The sequence below is a fragment of the Lysobacter sp. GCM10012299 genome, from assembly GCF_042649405.1.
Lineage (GTDB): Bacteria > Pseudomonadota > Gammaproteobacteria > Xanthomonadales > Xanthomonadaceae > Lysobacter_J.
This window is the reverse complement of record NZ_JBHRZC010000003.1, coordinates 135,426-155,020: the sequence shown is the minus strand read 5'-3', so window position 1 is coordinate 155,020 and position 19,595 is coordinate 135,426. Positions and strand designations below refer to the sequence as shown.

Below are 19,595 nucleotides of genomic sequence, written 5' to 3'. Positions count from 1 at the left end.
GACATCCGGCTGCAGAATCCGTCCCTGACCAATATGGCTCTTGCTGTACGTGCAACGTAACGCGTAGCGCAACGTTTGTGGCAGAGGGGGCTGTAGTTCGAGCAGTGGTTGGAGAACGACGATGCTTGGGAACTCGAGGATGGGGCCGTCCCGAGCACTTCGCTCAACGGACGCGCGCACAATTACCTGCTCCGTTTCGACGAAGCGGGGTGGTTGCTAGAAGAAAGGGCCGGCCTGCTCACCGTCGTGTCGATGCCTGTGGCCGCGTCGCGGTTTATGGAAGCCTTGCAGGCCTTCATCGAGTTCAGCCCGCCGGCGCTGGGCGCGAGGATGCGCGGCGGGAGCTGATAGGTTCGTGCATCCGAGCTGCCCATCCAGACCATCAACGACCTACGGGTCGTGCAGGTTCTGGCCAGTCTCGCTCGCCGCCAGCGCGATGACTGCTGCGTGGCCTGACCTTGTGGGCAATGCCAGTGCCGTCGGACATGCCCCAATGAGCGTCCGCGAATACTGCTTGTCGGCAATGTGGACCATTGTGCCATTCTGCCGTCCTTGGTGATCGGGCTCCGATGCGGTCGGCGCTGGCAAGGCCTCACATTTGGGGGAGAAGCGCGTTCCGGTCCTGAGTCGTCAGGTCTGCGTCGCAGGATGCTTCGCCCTGCTGACAGGACTTTCAGCCGGCGACGCCCGCAGATCAAAGGCGTCCCTACTTTGATTTAGGGGCGTGAAGGACTAGCCTGACAGCGCGTTGAGCGGTAAGCCCCAGTGCTGAAGTGAGCTGAAAGAATTCGATAATGTCCAGCCGACGGGCGCCCGCCTCAACGGCCGATAGCCTCTGTTGGGGCCACCCCAGCGCTCGAGCGATTTCGCTCTGGGACAAACCCAGTTCCTCGCGGCGATCACGGAGCCGCTTGATCAGCTCTCGGTAATCAACACGATAGATGGTTTTGGGAGCCATGGTCGCCGTCAGTTCGGGGCGACTTGGAATCTATGACCCACCTACCGATTACATGAAAAATGTGTAGCCTATGGCTCGTATGGCTGGTAGGCTTCGCCAATCCGCTTTACGAGAAGGTGCGAGTGGCATGTGCCGGCACCCAACCGACCCTGCTACCCACCGACAGCGACTTGGCGCACTATGCGCGGTCGCTTGGTTTGGTGCGTCTTGCGGCGTGGTACGCGCTTGAGCGCTCGACGGCCGTCCAAGCCCCCCTCAGCACGAGTACTGCGCTGACGCAGCAACTGTTCCGCTCGCTTGAGGATGTCGGACTTTTGCATGCTCCCCAAAGTGGGAGCACTAGGGTTCGCCGCTCGCTCTACGAACCATTGACTTGGTGCTACCTGGTTGACTGGGGCAATCCCACTCGGCTACATGCCGTCCTGCTGATCGCGCTACAGGAGTTGTCGGCCCATGGGGGCTCCGCTCACGCAAAGTCTGAATTGTGGGGGTCTTTGGCCGACGCCGAGGTTGAAACATACTTGGCCCACCTGTTGCGGCGTCACACGCTTGATCCAGCGGATGCCGAGCGGATTGTTCATACGATGGCTGAGGAATGGGCCGAGCACAGCTTGGCTCGCAGGCGCTACCTCGTGTGGGCCGGAACTCGCGGGGCGGCATCGGCGTTGCTCCGGACTGGGATGGACCATGACGCGGCACGGGTTGCATTGCTGGACGAGATGCGCCGCCGGAGTCGTTGGTTAGCCGCAAGAGAGGCCGCCAACGTCCTCCCCAAGCACGAATATTGCTTCCTGCCGGGCCCGCAGTGGCGGCGCCCCATCCTGCTGGATGTCTTGCTGACAGTCGTACTTCAAGAGGAGCAGGTTTACTGGGTCGGCCTTCCTCAAGACCATTGCGCTGCCTAACACGGAGGGCACATGCCATGATCCGAATCAGTCACAGTCATCCCTTGCGGATCGCCGAATTGCCGGTGGGCACAAGCGGTGGAGCCATCGGTGTGACGTTTGCACCTGGTAAGCATCAGGCCAATGCCATGACCGGTCAGTGGGCGCGGGATCTCGATGTCGATCTCGTTGCAATCCGTGACTGGGGCGCGACCAGCCTGATCAGCTTGATCGAGCCTTGGGAGTTCGCCGAGCTGTCCATCACTGCTCTACCAGTGCGTGCTAGCGCGCACGGCCTGCGATGGCATGGGCTCCCGATCACTGACGGGGCTGCGCCCGATGAGCGGTTGCTGGAGGCCTGGCCTTCGCTAAGCCCGGTGTTGGTAAGAGAATTGTTGTCGGGCAAACGAGTGGTGGTGCATTGCAAAGGTGGGCTCGGCCGCGCCGGTACGGTGGCGTGCATGCTGCTGCTGGATTGCGGGGCAGCGGACAGCGCCGAAGAGGCGATGTATTGGGTCCGCACGGCGAGACCTGGAGCGGTCGAGACCGCGGCTCAAGAACACTTCCTGCGCGACTGGTCCCAGAACAGATCACTGTCGAGGTAGTTCGTGAACGCAACCTCTGAGAACGGCGCCACGTCCGATCGGCGCACACGCGGTCGCGGATCGCAGGACGCAGGCGGTGCAGCCGATGCTGAAAAGCGATACATCGCGTTCTGTGACTACTTCGCCACCGGTGAAGGGCGAACGGTGATGGTGGCGGTTGGATGCAGTCCATTCCACGCGGAACAGGTTTTCAAGCAAAGCGCGCACTCGTACTTCCATGCGGGCATGGTGGTGGCGGAGCTGGGCTCGCCGGAGCCCGAGACTCGGCGAATGGCAATGATGATTCCTGACCCTGTGCTGCGCACATTCCAGCGAAAGCCCAGTGGCACGCCGCAGTTCTACTGCGAACTTCATTTCAACATGGCATGAGGCACGCAAGGTCGGATGGACGCGCGGTAGCACGATCGCCCACCGTCCGTAACATCCCGCGTGCTCGATAACAGCGCCGCTGTTATCGAGCAAAATCTCTGTTATGTACTTGCTTCCCTTAGATTTCTCGCGGGATGGCTTCGCACGCCCGCGTGACCACATAGCCTAGAGCAGAGCGGCGACGCCGGCCGACACCGGCACGACCTTGCGTCCCGTGCGTGCGCATTCGGCACGTCAACCCTTGGCTGACTACCTACGCCCAGGCTCACCTCCGGATGGAAACGCGCTCGTCCAGGCTCAAGAGCGGTGGACAATGGCCTGACGAACGTTCGCCTCGACTTCAAGATGAATCCTATATCTCTTCTGTTCGACCGTCGCTAGCTTCGACTCCGGCTGAGCGCTGTTCAGCCGATGCGCACTTGGCCACGGACGACGGAAGGGGATTTACCTGTGAAGCGCAGCATGGGAAGCGACGTCGCAAGCCTTCGTTGGGGTTTTGCATTGACCCGCAGAAGGGAGCGGCGATTACGGGCATTGCTCATTCGGATCTTCTGCCTCTGTGGTTTAAGTTTGGTGGCGTTGTTGGCCTCGCAAGCCGCATCAGCTAACCCCGGTTTCAGCGTCAACCCCGGCGCTGTGGAACAGCCGACTGGCGACGAGAGCAAGCGCGGTGGCGGCGTCGTGCGCGGCGACGGCATCGTCGTTGCAACAGGCAACAAGACCTCGACCGAGCAGGATTTTGCCGTCGATGAGGCGATGGGGCTGTACCTGCAGCGCACCTACAATCATCACTGGAACGGCATCGGGCTGTTCGGCAAACACTGGCTGAGCAACTTCGACTACTCGCTCGCCTTCTCCAATGGCGCGGCTTGGGCGCAGCGCCCCGATGGCCGCCGCATCAAGTTTCTCAGTGCCGGCGCAGGCCGCTGGAACGAGGACAAGGCGCAACCGGTGGCCTATCTGGTCCAGAACGCCGACGGTAGCTACACGCTATACAACGAAGAGCGCGGCACCGAGACCTACAGCGCCGCCGGTTACCTCATCCAGCGCCGTGACGAGCAGGGTGTCACCTGGACATTCAGTTACAACGGCACCTACCTGCAGCGGGTGACGCACTCGTCCGGCCGCAGCGTGCAGTTCGCCTGGGCAAACGGCCAGGTAACGCAGGTCACCGACCCGGCCGGCAGCGTGTACCAGTACGCCTACACCCCTGACGTGTTTGGCACGGGACGCGGACGGCTGGCGGGCGCGACGTTGCCCGGCGCGCCTGCAACGACCGTGGACTACCACTACGAGGACGGCCGCTTTGCCGGCGCCCTGACCGGCACCTCGGTCAATGGCGTGCGCACCTCCACGTTTGCTTATGACGATCAGGCACGTGCGATCCGCAGCGAAGGTCCGGGCGGCGTGGAGCGCTACACCTTCAATTATGTGGTGGAGGACAGCACGCCGGTGCCGTTACCGCCACCGCCACCACCGCCCGGTGGCTTCCAGCGGGACCAGAACGGCGAAGACGAGCGCGCCGGCTGCGTGTACTGGACCGGCGGCGGCAAGATCTGTTATCAGGTCGCCGCGATTGGCGTCGCTCCCATGTATGGCATGGCATCCCTTGCGGTCGCCGCGGTCGCCGCGGTTGCCTCGATCTCGTCTACGCAGGTCAATCCCACGCGGATGCGTGTGACCGAGACCAGTCCACTGGAGCGCCGGACCGTCTACGGCTTCGAGAACGGCCGCCTGGTATCGATCGAGAGCGGCAGCAAGGTTGGCGCACGCACTTACGACGCCAATGGCTACCTCAATCTGGTTCACGACTTCGAAGACGGCATCACCGACTTTGACTACGACGAACACGGGCACCTGACCCGCAAGGTCGAGGCGGTCGGCGCCTCCGCCGCGCGAACCACGACCTTTGTCTGGGATGAAGCTAAGAACCGTTTGCTCCAGGAAACCGTCGTCGGACAGAGCGAAACCACCTACACCTACACATCCGACGGCCGCGTAGCGACGGCCAGTGCCAAGAACCTGTCCACGCACGGCGCCGCCGGGCAGGTGCAACGCACCGCGTATGCCTACAACGCCCAGCCCAATGGCCTTCTTATCTCGCAGGTCGTGGATGGACCGGTGAGCGGTTCGGTCGATGCAGTTACCTATGCCTACGATGCCGCCCACTTCCTGGCTAGTGTCAGGAACGGTGCGGGCCAGAGCACAACGTTCGCCAGCTACAACGGCCTCGGCCAGCCGGGCCGGATCACCGGCCCCAACGGCGCGGTGACCGAATACACCTACGACGCCCGCGGTCGAATCACCTTGGCTCAGGCCATCGTCAATGGCGTCGCGCAACCCACGACCTATGCCTATGATGGGTTCGGGCGCCTAGCCAGCATGCGTACTCCAGACGGCGTCACCATCACGCAGGTCTACGATGCCGCCGGTCGCGTGCTGCGCCAGTTCCGCTCCGACGGCAAAGGCGCCTTCGAGCAAGTCCGATACAGCCACAACGCCGCCTCGCAGGTCACTGCAGCAGTGACGGAAAGTGCTGCGCAGGTCGACATGCCGGCAACGCTTCCCGGCGTGCCGCAGGGATTGTCCGCACCCGGAGTGAATGAGACGGGTAGCTACACCGTGCAGTGGAGTGTCGTCAGCGGCGCCACGGCGTATCGGCTGGAGGAAAGCGTCAACGGTGGTGCTTGGAAATTGGCCCAGGACGCGGCATCGACGAGCCTTGCGTTGACCGGAAAGAGCGCGGCCACGACGTTCGCCTACCGCGTGCGCGCGTGCAATGCCGCCGGTTGCGGCGGCACCGCGAGCCCGATCACGGTGCAGCCGCCCGTCTACGGCGCCCAGTTCATCGGCCAGTCTGTCCCGGCGTCCATGGCGGTCGGCAAGACCTACGCCGTCACGGTGCAAATGAAGAACACCGGCAATGTGGCCTGGACCGGGGTGAACGGCTATCGGCTCGGGTCCCAGAACCCCGGCGACAACACCCGTTGGGGCACGAGCCGGGTCGCGGTGCCAGGCACCGTGGCGCCCGGAGCGGTCGCGTCGTTCACGTTCAACGTAGTCGCGCCCGCCACTGGTGCGAACGCCTTCCAATGGCAGATGGCGCGCGACGGGGGTGGCACTTGGTTCGGCGATCTCACCCCGATCGTGGCCGTGACAACACTGTCGGGCTGGATCAGCGCCTCGCCTAACCCGTGCGCAATCCCCGGTGGTGGCAGCACGTGCACCTCGACTATCAGCTGGGGTGCCAGTGTCGGTGGCGCCGAGGTCTGGGTTACCGACCTCAATAACAGCGGTTCGCAACTGTTCTACGGCAACACCCAGAACGCCAGTGCCCCGGCCTCTTGGATTACCGCCAGCGGCAATCGATTCCACCTCAAGAAGGACGGCCTGACGTTGGCCACTGTCGACGTGCGTGGTCAGCTGACCGCGCACGCGGCGCAGTTTGTCAGCCACAGCGTGCCGACGGTAATGCTGGTCGGGCAGCCGTATCCGGCCAATGTGACGGTCAAAAACACCGGCGCGGCGACCTGGACCAATGCGTCGGGCTTCCACCTAGGCTCGCAGAACCCACTGAGCAACACCAACTGGGGCGCCTCGCGCGTAGCGGTCGCGGGTCAGGTGGCGACTAATCAGAATGCCACCTTCAACTTCACCGCGCGCGCACCGACCACCGCTGGGAACTACAACTTCCAGTGGCAGATGGTGCACGACGGCGTGACCTGGTTCGGTCCGACCACCCCGAACGTGCCGGTGACGGTGCTGTCCGGCTGGATCAACGCCGGTCCGAACCCGTGCACGATCGCCGCTGGCGCCAGTACCTGCTCGGCCACGATCAGCTGGGGCGCGAGCCACGCTGGCGCGGAGGTATGGGTGACGAATCTGGATGGGTCGATGCCGCAGCTGTTCGTCGGCAACACCCAGAGCGGCAGTGCCGCTGCGTCGTGGATCCCGACCGAGGGCAAGCGCTTTCACCTCAAGCGCAGCGGTCTGACCCTGGCCACCGTGGATGTGCGCGGCCAGCTGACGCCGCACGGCGCGCAGTTCCTGTGGCAGTCGGTGCCGAGTTCGATGGTCGCCGGCCAGTGGTATCAGGTGCAGGTCGCCCTGCGGAACACCGGCGCCCTGACCTGGAACAGCTGGGCCGGATTCCACCTAGGCTCGCGCTGGCCGTACGACAACACCCGTTGGGGTATGAGTCGCGTGCCCGTCCCCGGCGACTGGAGCACAAATCAGGACCGGGCCATTACGTTCTCGGTGCGGGCGCCGGACCAGCCCGGCACGCACAACTTCGAGTGGCAGATGGTGCAGGACGGGGTGACCTGGTTCGGCGACACCACGCCGTACGTCCCGGTCACGGTCATGAACGGCTGGATCAGCGCGTCGCCAAACCCGTGCACGATCCCCTATGGCGGCAGCACGTGTACCGCGTCGATCAGTTGGGGCGCCAGTCACGGCGGCGCCGAGATCTGGGTCACCGACCTCAACAACAATGGCGCGCAGCTGTTCTACGGCAACACGCAAAGCGGCTCGGCCTCCGCGTCGTGGATCGGCGCGTCTGGCAACCGCTTCCACCTGAAGAAGAACGGCCTGACCCTGGCCACGGTGGACGTGCGCGGCAACCCGACGACCCAGCCGCCACCGGATCCGCCGAAGTGGACGCCGCCGACGAACTGCCCGACCAGGAACTGCTACGAGCCCTGACCGGCGGCCCCAACGGATTTGGAGGCAAGAACATGATGATCAATAGAAGCACGCTCGCCGTCGGCATCGCGTTGTCGTTGGCAGGGCCGGTTCCGGCTATGGCTGGCGTCACGCATGAGATCCGGTACCAGTACGATGATCTGGGTCGGCTGGTCGCCCAGCACGGCAACGCCGGCCAGGTCACCCGCTACACCTACGACAACGAGGACCGCGTCACCGCAGTCACCGATGCACTCAACCGCACGACGCGGATGAGTTACGACGCACTGGGTCGTGTGGTTCGATCCATCGATCCGTCCGGCGTGGCGAGTGCATTCGCCTACGACGCCAACAACCAACTGGTGTCCGTGACCGATCCGCGCGGCCAGGTCACAGCATACGAGAAGGATGGCTTTGGCCAGACCTGGAAACAGGTGAGCCCGGACACCGGCGTCACAACGGTGGAGTACAACGCGGCAGGGCTGCCAACGCGGATGACGCGTAACAATGGTGGAGTGACCACCTACGCCCACGACGGTCTCGGGCGGTTGACTCAGGCCCGCGCCGGCTCGGCCGAGCGCAATTTCGGCTATGACTCCTGTACGGGTGGACAAGGGCGGTTGTGCGTGGCCGAAGTGCGCGAGACCGGCGCGGTCAAGAACACCGTGACACAGGCATACAGCCCCCAAGGGTGGCTGACACGGCGGCGCGTGAGCGGTGTGGATGAAGCCGGCCAGAGTTACGACGGCACGACCGCGTACGCTTTCGATGGACTGGGCCGGGTGAGCGGCATCAGTTACCCGAGTGGCGTTAGTGTCGGCTACGGCTACCACAGCGGTCGGCTTGCGACGATGACCGCGACGATCAACGGCATCTCACAGACGGTTGCCAGCAACCTCACCTATCAACCGTTCGGGCCGGCCAACGGCTGGAGCTACGGCAACGGCTTGGAGCGGCTGGTAAACTTCGACACCGACGGGAGGGTGTTTGGTATCAGCGCCGGGGATGGCAATGCGTTAGTGCAGAGCCTGACCTACGACCACAACGCTGCCGACGAGATAATCGCGATCACCAACGGACTGGACGCCGGTCAGACTCGCAATTACCAGTACGACGTGCTGGGCCGGCTGGCGAAGGAGACGGCGAAGGGCGCGGAGTGGTCCTACGATGCCAACGGCAACCGCACCCACGGGCTCGAGGCTGGCGTGCTGACCACCTACGATGTCGATCCAGCCAGCAACCGTCTCTTTGGCTATAACAACCCGAGCGGCACGCACAGCTACAGTTACGACGCGCTGGGCAACCGTACAGGCGAAACCGCGCCTGGGCTGACCGCCACCTACACGTATGACGGGTTCAACCGGATGCGCGTCGCGACCATCAACGGCGCAAGCAGTAACTACACCGTCAATGCATTGGGCCAGCGAATTGGCAAGAGCACGGCCGCGGGTCGGACCCGGTTCGTCTACGCCGGCCAGAATCAGTTGTTGGCCGAGCATGGCGGCGCTGGCTGGACCAGCTACCTTTGGCTGGGCAATCAAGTGGTCGGGCTGGTGAAACCGGACCAGCAGTTACGCTTCGTGCATACCGACCACGTGGGCCGACCGGAGGCAGTTACCAACAATGCGAAGCAGGTCGTATGGCGTGCTGGCAACGAGGCATGGGCGCGCGCGACCAAGTCCGATGCAATCGGTGGGCTCAACCTGGGCTTCCCGGGGCAGTACCACGATGCCGAGAGTGGCTTGTGGAGCAATGGCTTCCGTGACGGCTACGACGCGAGCCTGGGTGCCTATACCCAGCCTGACCCTATCGGGTTGGCAGGTGTGAGTTTCTCAACCTACGCATACGCGAATGGCAACCCAGTGCAGCGCATTGACCCGCTCGGCCTTCAGGATACCTTCGTCTACGGCGAGATCGATTTTGTTCCTGTGATCGGTGCTGAGATCAGTGGGGGGTTGGTTATTGACTGGGACACACCGATGGACTCAGGATTATTCGTCTCACCCGCTCTTGCAGGGGGAGTCAACTTCGGCGCCGCGCTTGGCGCAGGCCATGTAACTGGCGATATCGAGGGAGACGGCGAAAGCCTCGACTCCAATATCGTGGAGTACTCGCCGACCGTTCTGATCGACGACAAAGGTGAAATTCAGGGCGGCGCAATCAGCATTGGCCCTGGAATTGGCGCGTCGTACAGCCGTGGCAAGACCTATACGTTGTCTCCTAATGCAATTCTGCGCGCTTTAGGCTTTAGGAGACCGGCGATCAAAAACCCTCTGGTAGCCACGGTATGCACCGATGGGGATTGCGTAACCCAGGAAATCCCCAGGGAGGAAAAGCCCAGCCCACCTAACCCTGCAGGACCAAACGGCGGCGGCCGCGAGGGTGGCGGCGGCAACTATGGTGGGGGAGGAGGATTCATGGGGGGGGGCGGGTGCTATGGAAATTGCGGTGGCGGTGGTGGCCGAGGTCCTGGTCAGGTAAATGTGGGGCCAGATGTGCCAGTCAAAGACAAATAACTATGTTGGTGAAGTTCTTCCTGAAAGGTGCGCGCGCACTGTTGCCTCCCGAAAGGAGGGTTCCGCGCCGGATCCTGCGGAAACTGCAGCGGACGGAGTCCCCCAACGGTCAACGCGTGTCCATGGAAGCCAGTTCAGATGAGTTTTGAAATCGGCAAGATGATGCTTGCTCTCTCTCTCTCTCTCTCTGGTTGGGCTTGGCATGACGTTCCTTCAAATATGGATGGGCAACAATGTCTTTACATCGCGACGTACTGCAGACCATCTTTCTGACCCTCTTCGTCGTACTTTGGGGCGTGGGGGGGAATCTCATCCTTCACTTTCACTATAAGAGAACAGGACGGAAGATGAAGCTGTTCCCATGGGCAGATTTCAACTGGCGCGAATGGCTCATGCTAAGTGTCTTAGCTGCCGCAGCCATGGCATCAGCCTTGGTGGCGGCGAACCTCAACTGAGGTTCGCGCTGGTGGGGAAGCAACGAATGCGCTGGACCGGCACGTCGGCAAGCGCACCGCTACTGGCGTTCTCTGACTCGTCTATGCCGCGCAGAACCGCGCTGGCCGAACACGTTTCCGCGGCTGGACCAACTACTTGTGGCTGGCAATCAACTGGCTGGCCTGTTCAAAGTGTAGTGGCTCGTCTCGATGGTGCGGAAGGGCGGGTCCTTTCGGCTTTTCTCAATTCAAACAATGTGTAGGAAGTGAGCATGGAATGGTTCAAGCATCGATGGTTGGGCGTTGCCCTGATGATGTGGGCCCTATCGGCCACGGCTTCGAGTCGAGACGAAGTGCGTAAACAGGCTGAAATCAGTATGTTGGTAGCCGGTTCCATCAACATTGAGGCGGATGGTTCGGTGAGCGCGCATCGCCTCGATCAGAAGGGCGAACTACCGGATGGTGTCGTGAGGCTGATTGATGCAGCCATAGTAGGTTGGCGCTTCGAGCCGATCGTGGAGAACGGTCGAACGGTGGCTGCGCGTGCACCAATGAGTTTGCGCCTCGTGGCCCGAGGAGTTGGAGCCGATGATTACGCAGTGCGAATCGCCAGCGCGCGCTTTGGCGAGGAGCGCGAAGGCGAGTTTGTGACCACCAACGGCAAGTTGGCGGCTCCCAAGTACCCGGAGGAGGCCGTGCGCTACGGTGTCGGCGGTACGGTTTACCTGGTGCTACAGATCGGGCGCAACGGTAAGCCAATACAGGTGATCGCTGAGCAAGTTAATCTCACCGCTGTTGACGACGAACGCGGCATGCGTAGGTGGCGTGAGATGCTTGGGCGAACGGCTGTGCAGACGGCTCGTCGTTGGCAGTTCGATTTACCCACTTCCGGGCCTGAGGTCGATGCCCCGTACTGGTCGCTCCGCGTGCCGGTCGATTTCGTTCCTCCGGACCAGGAAGGGCCGAAGCACGGTGAATGGCGAGCCTATATTCCCGGATCGAAGGAGCAGATCCCTTGGAAGCTGCGGACGGACGATAACGCCATTGGTGCGGATGCATTTGTAACCAACGGAATCTATCCAATTGGCAAAGGCCCTCGGCTGCTGACGCCGCTGGAAAGCAGCTGATGGCTGCATGCCCGTAGCGGGCGTCTTGGCTTGTAGGCGGCCCAGTTCCGATCACGGCCGGATGCTGAGAGGCTGAGGATAAGACTCTCCAGGTTGCTCGACCAGCTAAGCAGAAGCGTTCTCCCGGCAAGTCAAAGAGTCTAGCCCTAGGGGACGAAATGGCGCAACCAAGTCCGCCTTTGGCCGTAGCCATCCGAATCTGACCGGGGCTAGCCCCTCGCCATTCGCCGTGGGAAGCCCCGACAGAAATGGCTAAACCCGTAGGTACTGGAGTGGTTGCCAGTCGAGTGGACCATCGGCATCCGGCTCCGGCAGGCCCCAGATCCGTGCGTACCTACCCGCGTACTCGGTCCTCGCAGTACCAGAAAGGCTTGAGGCCGACAGGCCCGTTTCCGTGGCAAACCTCGAGTGGCAACTTGCTCAGGGGCCTGCCAGACCAACATTAAATTGCTCCCCAGAACCAGCTGCCGACCTCTGGCGACATCACCGTCGACGGCAGCGCAACGTTCGAAGTCGTCTACCTGTAAGCGCTATCCGGTGGCGGCCTGAGCTGCATTCTGGCCCATGTGGCAAGGGAGCTGCCCCCCCCCGCAGTCCGGTATTGTCGCAATGAATGAGACAAAGGCGAGGGAGAATGAAGACATGGATATCCATCCTGCGGACTACTTTCGCTTGGCATACGCACCACTCGACCTTGAGAAGCTTGCTCCATCAATCAGATGTTATCTGCTTCGAGAGATTCAATCTTCGCGCGAAGGTCCATCAGCTCGCTATCGCGCCGGGGAATCTCAAGCTGGTACATGGATTGAGATGGTGGAAGGAGTAGTCGAACATGCTTGCGTAGCGGGGCTGATGTCGGCTGCTCGATACGGCCATCTTGGTGCTCGGTTGTGAGAACCGCTCTAGCCAAGAGTGAATGTTCTAGCGTACCGCGATGGGTGGAGCCTTGCATGGTAACTGGGTGGAGGCCAGCGCGCCCACACACATCAGCCATGGACAGGCGACCGGAACTTCGAGGGTAGATGCCTTGGTTCTCCACGATCCCCTTTTCGATCGTGGCCATCGCGTCGCAATCAACGGAGGCAATCCGTCCTGTCCGCACCTCGGCCGACTTCTCCACGGGCTCCTAAGCGCTCGCGTCACAGCTGGCGCAATATCAGAACCATCGCGTTGACAGTCCGGCCAATTGATTGCCGCACTCGGGATCTCCGCTCCATGAGCCCACTGACGGAGCCAGCTTCCAGACTTGAAGTAGCGAAGTAGGGGCCGCACGCCGAGCCTGGGGTTCACAAGGAGCGTTCTACGCCAAGCGAAACTCCGTAGCGCGAGTAGAACTCGCCTTGTTCGGACGCCGTTACAGTCCAGTTGAGCCGCCAACTTTCCGCTAGCTTGTGTCGCCCGAACACGGAGCAGGATCGGACGTCACTTGTTACCGGCCCAGTCTCCGTCAATGTAGCTTCCCGACCAAACACAAACTGCACCCCAGCCTCGCTTTGCTTGCCGTAGGGCCTGGCGACCCGAATGTCGTAGCCCAGGGAGTCGACTCCGCCCAAGCGCGTTACATTCACGATGTATGAGGAGCGCCATCGCTCGCCGTACCGATCAGCCTCTATGGCGAATCGATCGACCCTTGCATCAGGATAGTTGCTGGAGCGCATGCTTGCTCTCGCGAGCCAGATTCTGGAGATGGTACGCTGGACACTCATGTCCACATAGTAGTGAGGCAGAAAATCCGCCTCGGAAGCCACGCCAAACTCCGGCTGAAGCTCCCAGTCATTGCCCAGTGGCAATATCAAGCTGACCGCTACGCCATAGTCTACTTCGCCGAAGCGCTGGTCGATGCCTAAGTAGCCGAAACCGCCGATGTGGCCTCGTGCGGTATTCGAGAACGCGACGCGCAACCCGCGCCACGGGTCGTAGCTTCCGGTGAGGGCGTCATACGTGGCCGAGAGACCTGCCGCCTTCTGTCGCACACTGGTAACGCCCACATCGTCGCCCACGGCCAGGGCCGGCTCAACTGTTCTGGACCCGTTACCTGGCCTGCTTACTGCCAGTCGCTCTCGTGCCTGCTCCAAGGCAGCTTCGACGTCTCTGTACATTGGTGCAATATGGTGGGCATGCGACAACACTCTTTCGGCCTCTTCATACCTGCCCGTTGCCAAGAGCGCCTGGCCAAGCCCGAGTAGATAATCGCTATTCTCCGGCCGGGCCTCGGCAAGACGGACGAACAGGGTGAGTGCTTCCTGATGCCGCCCTCCCCAGAGCAGCGCGCGCGCCAGAAGATACCTCGCTTCGAGATCGTTCGGATTCTTGTTGAGGGACTCTTCTAGCAGGTCGATGGCGCCCATGTAGTTGCCAACTTGGAGAAGCGCTTTCGCTTTCTCGTGTGCATCCTGCGCAAAAGCAGCTCCGCCAGAGACTAGCAACGTGAGGGCAATACACAGCCTACAAGTGTTGAGACCGAACGACTCGGCCTGTGATCTATAAGCCATTGCTCGCACCGCGGGCCTCCTCCGTACCGCCCTGGTGGGCGTATGATAGCCCCGGCGGTGCGCTGTCGCATGAGTAGTCGCGGGTTCATTGCGCCGCGAGACTTCCGCTCCGCGCCGTATCTCGTCTCCGCGTATTTCCTGCCTTAGCCTGGTGACACGCCTCCAGCCTGCAGACATGGCAAGCGATGCAATTACCATTGCCGAGTATGTATTCATCGCCTACTACGCGGTGTTCAACTTGTGCTACATAATTCTTGTGATCATGTCGATGTTGGAGCTCCGAGACTACGTCAAGCGTCGTACTCATGAACTCCCGACCGACGAAAATTGCCCGTCGGTTGCCATAGTAGTGCCGTGCTACAACGAGGAACGCGTAGTTCTGAGTTCGGTAACGGCGATGCTTCGTCTGGATTATCCGGATCACACGGTCATCGTCGTGAATGACGGATCCTGCGACAGAACTCTCCAGGTCTTGATGGAGCGGTTCGAACTGACGCTTTGCGCGCAAAAGGTGCCTAACGAAGTGCCCCATCAGGCAATCAGAGGAGTGTATCGATGCCGCAGTGAACCGAAACTCATTGTGATCGATAAAGAGAGGGGCGGTAAGGCAGACGCGCTTAATGCAGGCCTCGACATTATAACGGCAGGCCTGTTTTGTAGTGTGGACGGAGATACGTTCTTGCGGCCAGATAGCTTGCGGCGGCTAGTGCGGCCCTTTGTCCAGGACGCTGAAACCGTCGCTGTTGGGGCTACCATCCGCATAGCGAATGGCGTCAAGATCCGCGGCGGCATGATCAGTCGGATCGACTTACCCAACAGTCTGCTGATCAAGATGCAGATCGTCGAGTATTCGCGCGCCTTCATCTTCGGCCGCCTCGGTTGGTCCAAGCTAGGGGCCACGATGATCATCTCCGGAGCGCTCGGCCTTTTTGACGTAACCAGCGTCAAACGGGTTGGCGGCTATCGCGTAGACACCGTGGGTGAAGACATGGAGCTCGTCGTTCGGCTGCATCGTTGGTTCCGATCGCAAGACACGCATTATCGGATCCTCTCTTTACCGGATCCGATTGCATGGACCGAGGCTCCCAGTGACATCAGCACGCTGGCTCGACAGCGGGTTCGATGGCAGCGCGGTTTGGGCGAAAGCTTGATTCTTCACCCGCCTTGGTGCTTTGGCTGGAAGGGTGGAACGGTCGCCTTTATCGCGTGGCCCTACTGGTTCGCCTTCGAGTTGATTGGACCATTTGTGCAGATCGCTGCGATAGCCTTCACGCTGATCGCCCTGTCGTCGGGCTGGGTGTCGCCCTTGTTTGTGGTCGCGATGCTGGCACTCTCGATTGGGATGGGGGCGATCTTCACCGTGATGGCTCTGGTCATCGACAAAGTGGCGCTCCGCCCTCCAGTTACTGGAGCGCAGATGGCTGTGCTAATCCTCTTTGCGGTCTTTGAGAACGTGGGCTTTGCTCAATTGAACTGCATGTGGCAGTGCAAGGGCACCGCACAATGGTTTTTGGGTCGCAAGCACGGGTGGGGAGCAATGAAGCGCAGCGGCGAATGGACCGGGGCCGCTGAGTCGCCCTCTGCCTCCGAAAGGCACTCCCAGCACTGAACGAACTACTCGAGGGATCCTTCCAGCCTTCTGAACGGTTCCTCCGCAGCAGGACATCCGCGCGATCGAGACCAGGTATTCGAATGTAGGAATCGCTGACAGTGAAGGGGGCATTCAATCAGACAGCAGTTGAATGATCTCAGGAGTTGCCAGGAAGGCTTCAATTTGGACACGGGCTGGCGTGCGCAAGTCGGGGAACGCAGCGTTTAGATAGTCGATGGCCTGCTTGCCCGATAGCGGGCCAAGGAACTCGGCCGCCGATGCATCACGTAGCAAGCTGGCGGGGAACGCGTACGAGCGCTTTGACAGCAAGACCCCGGCCGGCGTGAAGAACAAGTACAGCGAGAGTTCGTTGGCCGGGGAATGCATAGAGAAGTCCGAAAGTGGTTCGCCCATACGACCGCTCGGGGGCGATATTCCGTCAACGCGCAACAGCGAACTTGAGACGTCAAGAGGTCCAATCATGGAGCTCCGGCGGCCATCAAGGCTTTCGCGACTACCACGATCAGTGTGCGGTTGCCGCTCGATCCCGAACGGTCGTACGTGCGCATGGGCCATCGACACGATTGGGTCGACTAGTGCCGGCATGGCGGGCGAATTAAACCCCGCGCGACCATGACGTTGACATTCAATGATGACTTGGTTGATTCAGTCGACCTGGAACTCACCGCGACAGCCCTGATTGACCCAGACACCATCCCGGTCCCAGCCCCAACTGGTTCCTTCGATACAGGGTGCCTTGGATGACTGGTGGGTCATTCGCGCGTCTCGACGCACCGTCACGTTGCAACGCCGCGGCCTGTTATCGTCTGATCCGCAGTAGAGTGTTTGTGCCCGCGGAAACATAGAGCGCTCGTAGCCGCTTCGACCATCATCGCGGTCGTCGTCCCATCGCGAGCGTCTGCCAGGCCGACCTAGGCCAAACTCACCGCGACAGCCTTCATCAACCCAAATTCCATGACGATCATAGTCCCAGCTCCTGCCTCGTATGCACGCACTCTTCGAGAATTGGTCCAGCAGATAGGCGCCATCGCGTGTGTTGGCGCGGCAGTGTCGATAGCCACCACCTTGCGACTCGCAGACGACCGAGGAATCCGTTGCATCTGGAAATCCGAACTCAAACGGAATTCCGGCAGGCTCGTAGATTCTAGGTGATTGTGCGCTCGCCGCCGGAACGACGGCGAGAGCGAAGGCAAGGAGTAGACCGGAACTCCTGTTTTGCTGGCGCGCTACTGTTGTGAGCATGACCATCCAGATTCAAGTCGCAGATCGGACACAGGTCTTCCACGCTAGCGGGGCAGCCACCCTGCTTCTAGGCGATGGATCTGAGATTCCCCGGAGAAGATTCGGTCATTCCTTCCTGGGCCTTAATGCGACGAGTCGCGACTCCAGAAAGTAGCTGATGCAGAGCTCTAGGGAGGGCATTCTCAGCGCCTCACAACTGCTGGGCTGGCTTTCCAACCAGGCCGCCACAATTGGCTGTGCCTCAAGAGGGCGTCTGAACCGAAATACCACATTGGATGAGTGGTCGCGGTCCGCAGGACTATCCACGTCCGGGTCACATTTCCGGGCATCCCACGTTGGGACGGGTGGATCTCGGGATGTTCGCCCGGGCATTCCTGTTGGTTCGGTCAATTACACGCGGGACCATGCGAATCTGGTTCTGGCCTGATATCGGCGAGCGACGTGCGGTGAAGTTTGGCCTGAGCGATTAAGCGATGAGTAAGATCTGCGCAGTTCCAAAAATCGCTCTCCCAGGCGGCGCCTCGGCCCTTCACGCCGGTCATGCAGTTGGACGACCGGAGCGCGCCTCTCATCGATGAAAGCAGGGGCGGAGTGCGCAACCGGCCGTGCCATTGGCCCTTCGACGCGCGGCACGGACGAGGCCATTCATCGAGGGCATGCAGGCACTTCCGGTCGCAGGTGGTTCACCGGCTCTTCGCTGGAGGGGCGGTGCACGCGATGCGTACTGGCGACGCGCGCACGGGACCCGCGATGGAATACGAGATTCGTCACCGTTCGCCTGCAGTTGGCTGAATTGGAGTGCATGGATTGGCAGCCAGGAGTCTGCGAGCGCACTCCGTGCTTCATCATAGAGTCGTAGGGAGCAACGCTTCCTCGGGGGCGCACCCTGTGGCGTTCGGTACTGGTTCGAGAGCTGGATCGCCCTGCCAACCTAGACCTATGCATGCTGCCGGTTCGGGTCCCAAGGAGCCAAAAGTTTGCGGATCATTACTGGTTCGATATGGAGGCCGCTCAGTCATAACGATGTCTATGATTGAGTGCGCGCATGTAACGCTTCGCCGCCCGGCGACCATTCGCCGCTCGGATCTCTCGATAATCCACTTCGAGCATGACGGCGCGCGTGTCGTGTCCCTGCACTAAGTGTTGACGGATGCATTGTAGGGACAGCGCCGGTACGCGCTCGTGCACATCTCGCACGGTAAGGAGTTCCCCTTCGAACCAGTATCGAGTGCCCCTCACGGCCTGGTTGCCTGGAACTTGATCCTTTTCCATGAGTTGATTGTGATCGCGGCAGAGTGGCGGACAATGTCCGATGTTGCTGAGGCTGAATCGGCGCCTTGTCTACTTATTCCGCGGATTTCTCGAATCTTCGCGGAGTGTCGGACGTCAGGGGCATTGCCGAGCTAAAGAAACATTTTGGTCGCAGCGGCCTTCTTTTGCTAGACAAGAACCGCAGCGTTCAGCCGGGTGCCGCAGGGCGGTTGTCATTCAACAAAGTGTTCGCGAGCGGCTGTGCACCTGCTATTCACAGCCAATTCCGTCGCCATCTCGATCCAGGTGCCTACCGTAGCCTGGTTCGCCTTGCATGACCGGCGCGGCGCCAGCATTCCTTGCGGCGGCGCAGTTCTTGTAATAGATCGGACCTATAGTACGAGGCTTGCTACTCGCATTTGACGGCACTGATCCCGAGCGATGGCAATGGTAGCCGCCGTGCTTCTTTTCGTTATGGCAGCCTTCGGCGTTAAGCCGGCCACCGTGGGCCAATGCTGCCGGGGCATGGGTCAAGCAAAGCACGACTGTTAGCAGTGCGAAGCTGTTGAAGAGAGCCCTGTGACGAGCTCGATTGACGCATTCCTGATGGGTCATTTCGTAGTGTCTCCAAATGACCTTAAAGGATGCGGGCGAGATCCGCTGCTTCAGAAGGCCGATTAGTCTCGGAGTGCTCGCGATTGGTCTTTGCTGCTTGACAGGGCCTCGCTCTGGACGGCACAAGTGATCTGAGATGCCGCATTCTGCGAAGGGTCGGCAGCGTATTGGGCCGGGCTCCTGCGCAGGATGGTGCAGGAGCCCGGTTGGTATGCATCCGACCGGCGCGACCATGATGGTCGGGGGCGCCGCCGCCACGCTGACTGTCGCGGTTGTGGACTCACTTCATGCAGGTGTCGTCGAGTACCGCGGCATTGACCGACCTGAGAGCCCTGGAACTGCAGTACTTAGCAAGGCTCGGTCCGACTCGCGCGACTGTGCTAGGCCCTACCAGGGGAGCCGGGCGAATGGAGCAGTCATCGGCGGCTTCGGTGCCTTGATGACGAGTATGACTGTGGGGTTCTTGCCGGTACGCCGATGGCGGCCGGGCTGGCGGCGCTGTAGGTCGCCGTGCAAGCGGTGTCTAACGCCTTCTGTGCCAGTAACACACTTGAAGCGATTGCCATGGGGGTGGGGGCGGTCAACCGACAGGGCTAACGCCGCATGATACGGGCCAATTGTTGATTGGACTGCATCTCGTGCCTCACGGTGGAGCGTCTAGTACTGCAGCGGATGCATTCGCTCTGGCCATGGGTGCACTGATGGGGGAGTCCGCGTTGTATTCCTGCTCAGATTATCGTTCTTGCCAGATCGCCAGATCGCCTGATGGATCTCACGGATGATCCCACCTGGCGACGGATGCCGGCC

The 19,595-nt window shown here is 61.1% G+C and carries 12 protein-coding genes; 7 read left to right on the top strand and 5 right to left on the bottom strand.

What is annotated here, in order from left to right:
• Window positions 1-108: 108 nt before the first annotated feature.
• Window positions 109-348, top strand: a complete 240-nt coding sequence (locus tag ACFOPO_RS08695; RefSeq protein WP_386702797.1) for a Wadjet anti-phage system protein JetA family protein — start codon at window positions 109-111, stop codon at window positions 346-348.
• Window positions 349-706: 358 nt separating this feature from the next.
• Here ACFOPO_RS08695 and ACFOPO_RS08690 read toward each other — a convergent pair whose 3' ends face one another.
• On the bottom strand, window positions 707-958 hold the full coding sequence (locus tag ACFOPO_RS08690) for a helix-turn-helix domain-containing protein (RefSeq protein ID WP_386702796.1): 252 nt from the start codon (window positions 956-958) through the stop codon (window positions 707-709).
• A gap of 922 nt (window positions 959-1,880) precedes the next feature.
• Here ACFOPO_RS08690 and ACFOPO_RS08685 point away from each other — a divergent pair.
• The 5 genes from ACFOPO_RS08685 (at window position 1,881) to ACFOPO_RS08665 (ending at window position 11,576) form a co-directional block, all read left to right on the top strand.
• Window positions 1,881-2,447 carry a cyclin-dependent kinase inhibitor 3 family protein gene (locus ACFOPO_RS08685; RefSeq protein WP_386702795.1) on the top strand — a complete coding sequence of 189 codons (567 nt, stop codon included), beginning with the start codon at window positions 1,881-1,883 and terminating at the stop codon, window positions 2,445-2,447.
• A gap of 3 nt (window positions 2,448-2,450) precedes the next feature.
• Window positions 2,451-2,816 carry a hypothetical protein gene (locus ACFOPO_RS08680; RefSeq protein ID WP_386702794.1) on the top strand — a complete coding sequence of 122 codons (366 nt, stop codon included), beginning with the start codon at window positions 2,451-2,453 and terminating at the stop codon, window positions 2,814-2,816.
• 450 nt (window positions 2,817-3,266) lie between these two features.
• Window positions 3,267-7,520 carry a DUF6531 domain-containing protein gene (locus tag ACFOPO_RS08675; RefSeq protein WP_386702793.1) on the top strand — a complete coding sequence of 1,418 codons (4,254 nt, stop codon included), beginning with the start codon at window positions 3,267-3,269 and terminating at the stop codon, window positions 7,518-7,520.
• Window positions 7,472-10,015, top strand: coding sequence for an RHS repeat-associated core domain-containing protein (locus tag ACFOPO_RS08670; RefSeq protein WP_386702792.1), 2,544 nt, complete (start codon window positions 7,472-7,474; stop codon window positions 10,013-10,015). The genes ACFOPO_RS08675 and ACFOPO_RS08670 overlap by 49 nt, the downstream gene beginning before the upstream one ends.
• A gap of 706 nt (window positions 10,016-10,721) precedes the next feature.
• Window positions 10,722-11,576: a hypothetical protein gene (locus tag ACFOPO_RS08665; protein WP_386702791.1), complete on the top strand. Its 855-nt coding sequence runs from the start codon at window positions 10,722-10,724 to the stop codon at window positions 11,574-11,576.
• A 1,286-nt stretch (window positions 11,577-12,862) separates the two neighbouring features.
• On the opposite strand, the gene ACFOPO_RS08660 is transcribed toward ACFOPO_RS08665, so the two are convergent.
• Window positions 12,863-14,068: a tetratricopeptide repeat protein gene (locus tag ACFOPO_RS08660; RefSeq protein WP_386702790.1), complete on the bottom strand. Its 1,206-nt coding sequence runs from the start codon at window positions 14,066-14,068 to the stop codon at window positions 12,863-12,865.
• Window positions 14,069-14,243: 175 nt separating this feature from the next.
• Here ACFOPO_RS08660 and ACFOPO_RS08655 point away from each other — a divergent pair, with 175 nt between their 5' ends.
• Window positions 14,244-15,677, top strand: a complete 1,434-nt coding sequence (locus ACFOPO_RS08655) for a glycosyltransferase (RefSeq protein WP_386702789.1) — start codon at window positions 14,244-14,246, stop codon at window positions 15,675-15,677.
• A gap of 114 nt (window positions 15,678-15,791) precedes the next feature.
• Here the strand turns inward: ACFOPO_RS08655 and ACFOPO_RS08650 are convergent, their stop codons facing one another.
• The 3 genes from ACFOPO_RS08650 to ACFOPO_RS08640 all read right to left on the bottom strand — a co-directional run bounded on the left by ACFOPO_RS08650 (window position 15,792) and on the right by ACFOPO_RS08640 (window position 18,788).
• A complete protein-coding gene (locus tag ACFOPO_RS08650) occupies window positions 15,792-16,073 on the bottom strand; it encodes a hypothetical protein (protein WP_386702788.1) in 282 nt (93 codons plus the stop codon).
• Between the two features lie 252 nt (window positions 16,074-16,325).
• Complete coding sequence (locus tag ACFOPO_RS08645) at window positions 16,326-16,922, bottom strand: DUF3011 domain-containing protein (protein ID WP_386702787.1); 597 nt, start codon at window positions 16,920-16,922, stop codon at window positions 16,326-16,328.
• 1,521 nt (window positions 16,923-18,443) lie between these two features.
• Window positions 18,444-18,788 carry an excalibur calcium-binding domain-containing protein gene (locus ACFOPO_RS08640; RefSeq protein ID WP_386702786.1) on the bottom strand — a complete coding sequence of 115 codons (345 nt, stop codon included), beginning with the start codon at window positions 18,786-18,788 and terminating at the stop codon, window positions 18,444-18,446.
• Window positions 18,789-19,595: the final 807 nt, after the last annotated feature.

Excerpts from the sequence above, each read along its gene's own strand:
- ACFOPO_RS08690 (WP_386702796.1), bottom strand. The coding sequence starts at position 958 with ATGGCTCCCAAAACCATCTATCGTGTTGATTACCGAGAGCTGATCAAG.
- ACFOPO_RS08685 (WP_386702795.1), top strand. The coding sequence starts at position 1,881 with ATGATCCGAATCAGTCACAGTCATCCCTTGCGGATCGCCGAATTGCCG.
- ACFOPO_RS08665 (WP_386702791.1), top strand. The coding sequence starts at position 10,722 with ATGGAATGGTTCAAGCATCGATGGTTGGGCGTTGCCCTGATGATGTGG.
- ACFOPO_RS08660 (WP_386702790.1), bottom strand. The coding sequence starts at position 14,068 with ATGGCTTATAGATCACAGGCCGAGTCGTTCGGTCTCAACACTTGTAGG.
- ACFOPO_RS08655 (WP_386702789.1), top strand. The coding sequence starts at position 14,244 with ATGGCAAGCGATGCAATTACCATTGCCGAGTATGTATTCATCGCCTAC.
- ACFOPO_RS08650 (WP_386702788.1), bottom strand. The coding sequence starts at position 16,073 with ATGGGCGAACCACTTTCGGACTTCTCTATGCATTCCCCGGCCAACGAA.
- ACFOPO_RS08645 (WP_386702787.1), bottom strand. The coding sequence starts at position 16,922 with ATGCTCACAACAGTAGCGCGCCAGCAAAACAGGAGTTCCGGTCTACTC.
- ACFOPO_RS08640 (WP_386702786.1), bottom strand. The coding sequence starts at position 18,788 with ATGACCCATCAGGAATGCGTCAATCGAGCTCGTCACAGGGCTCTCTTC.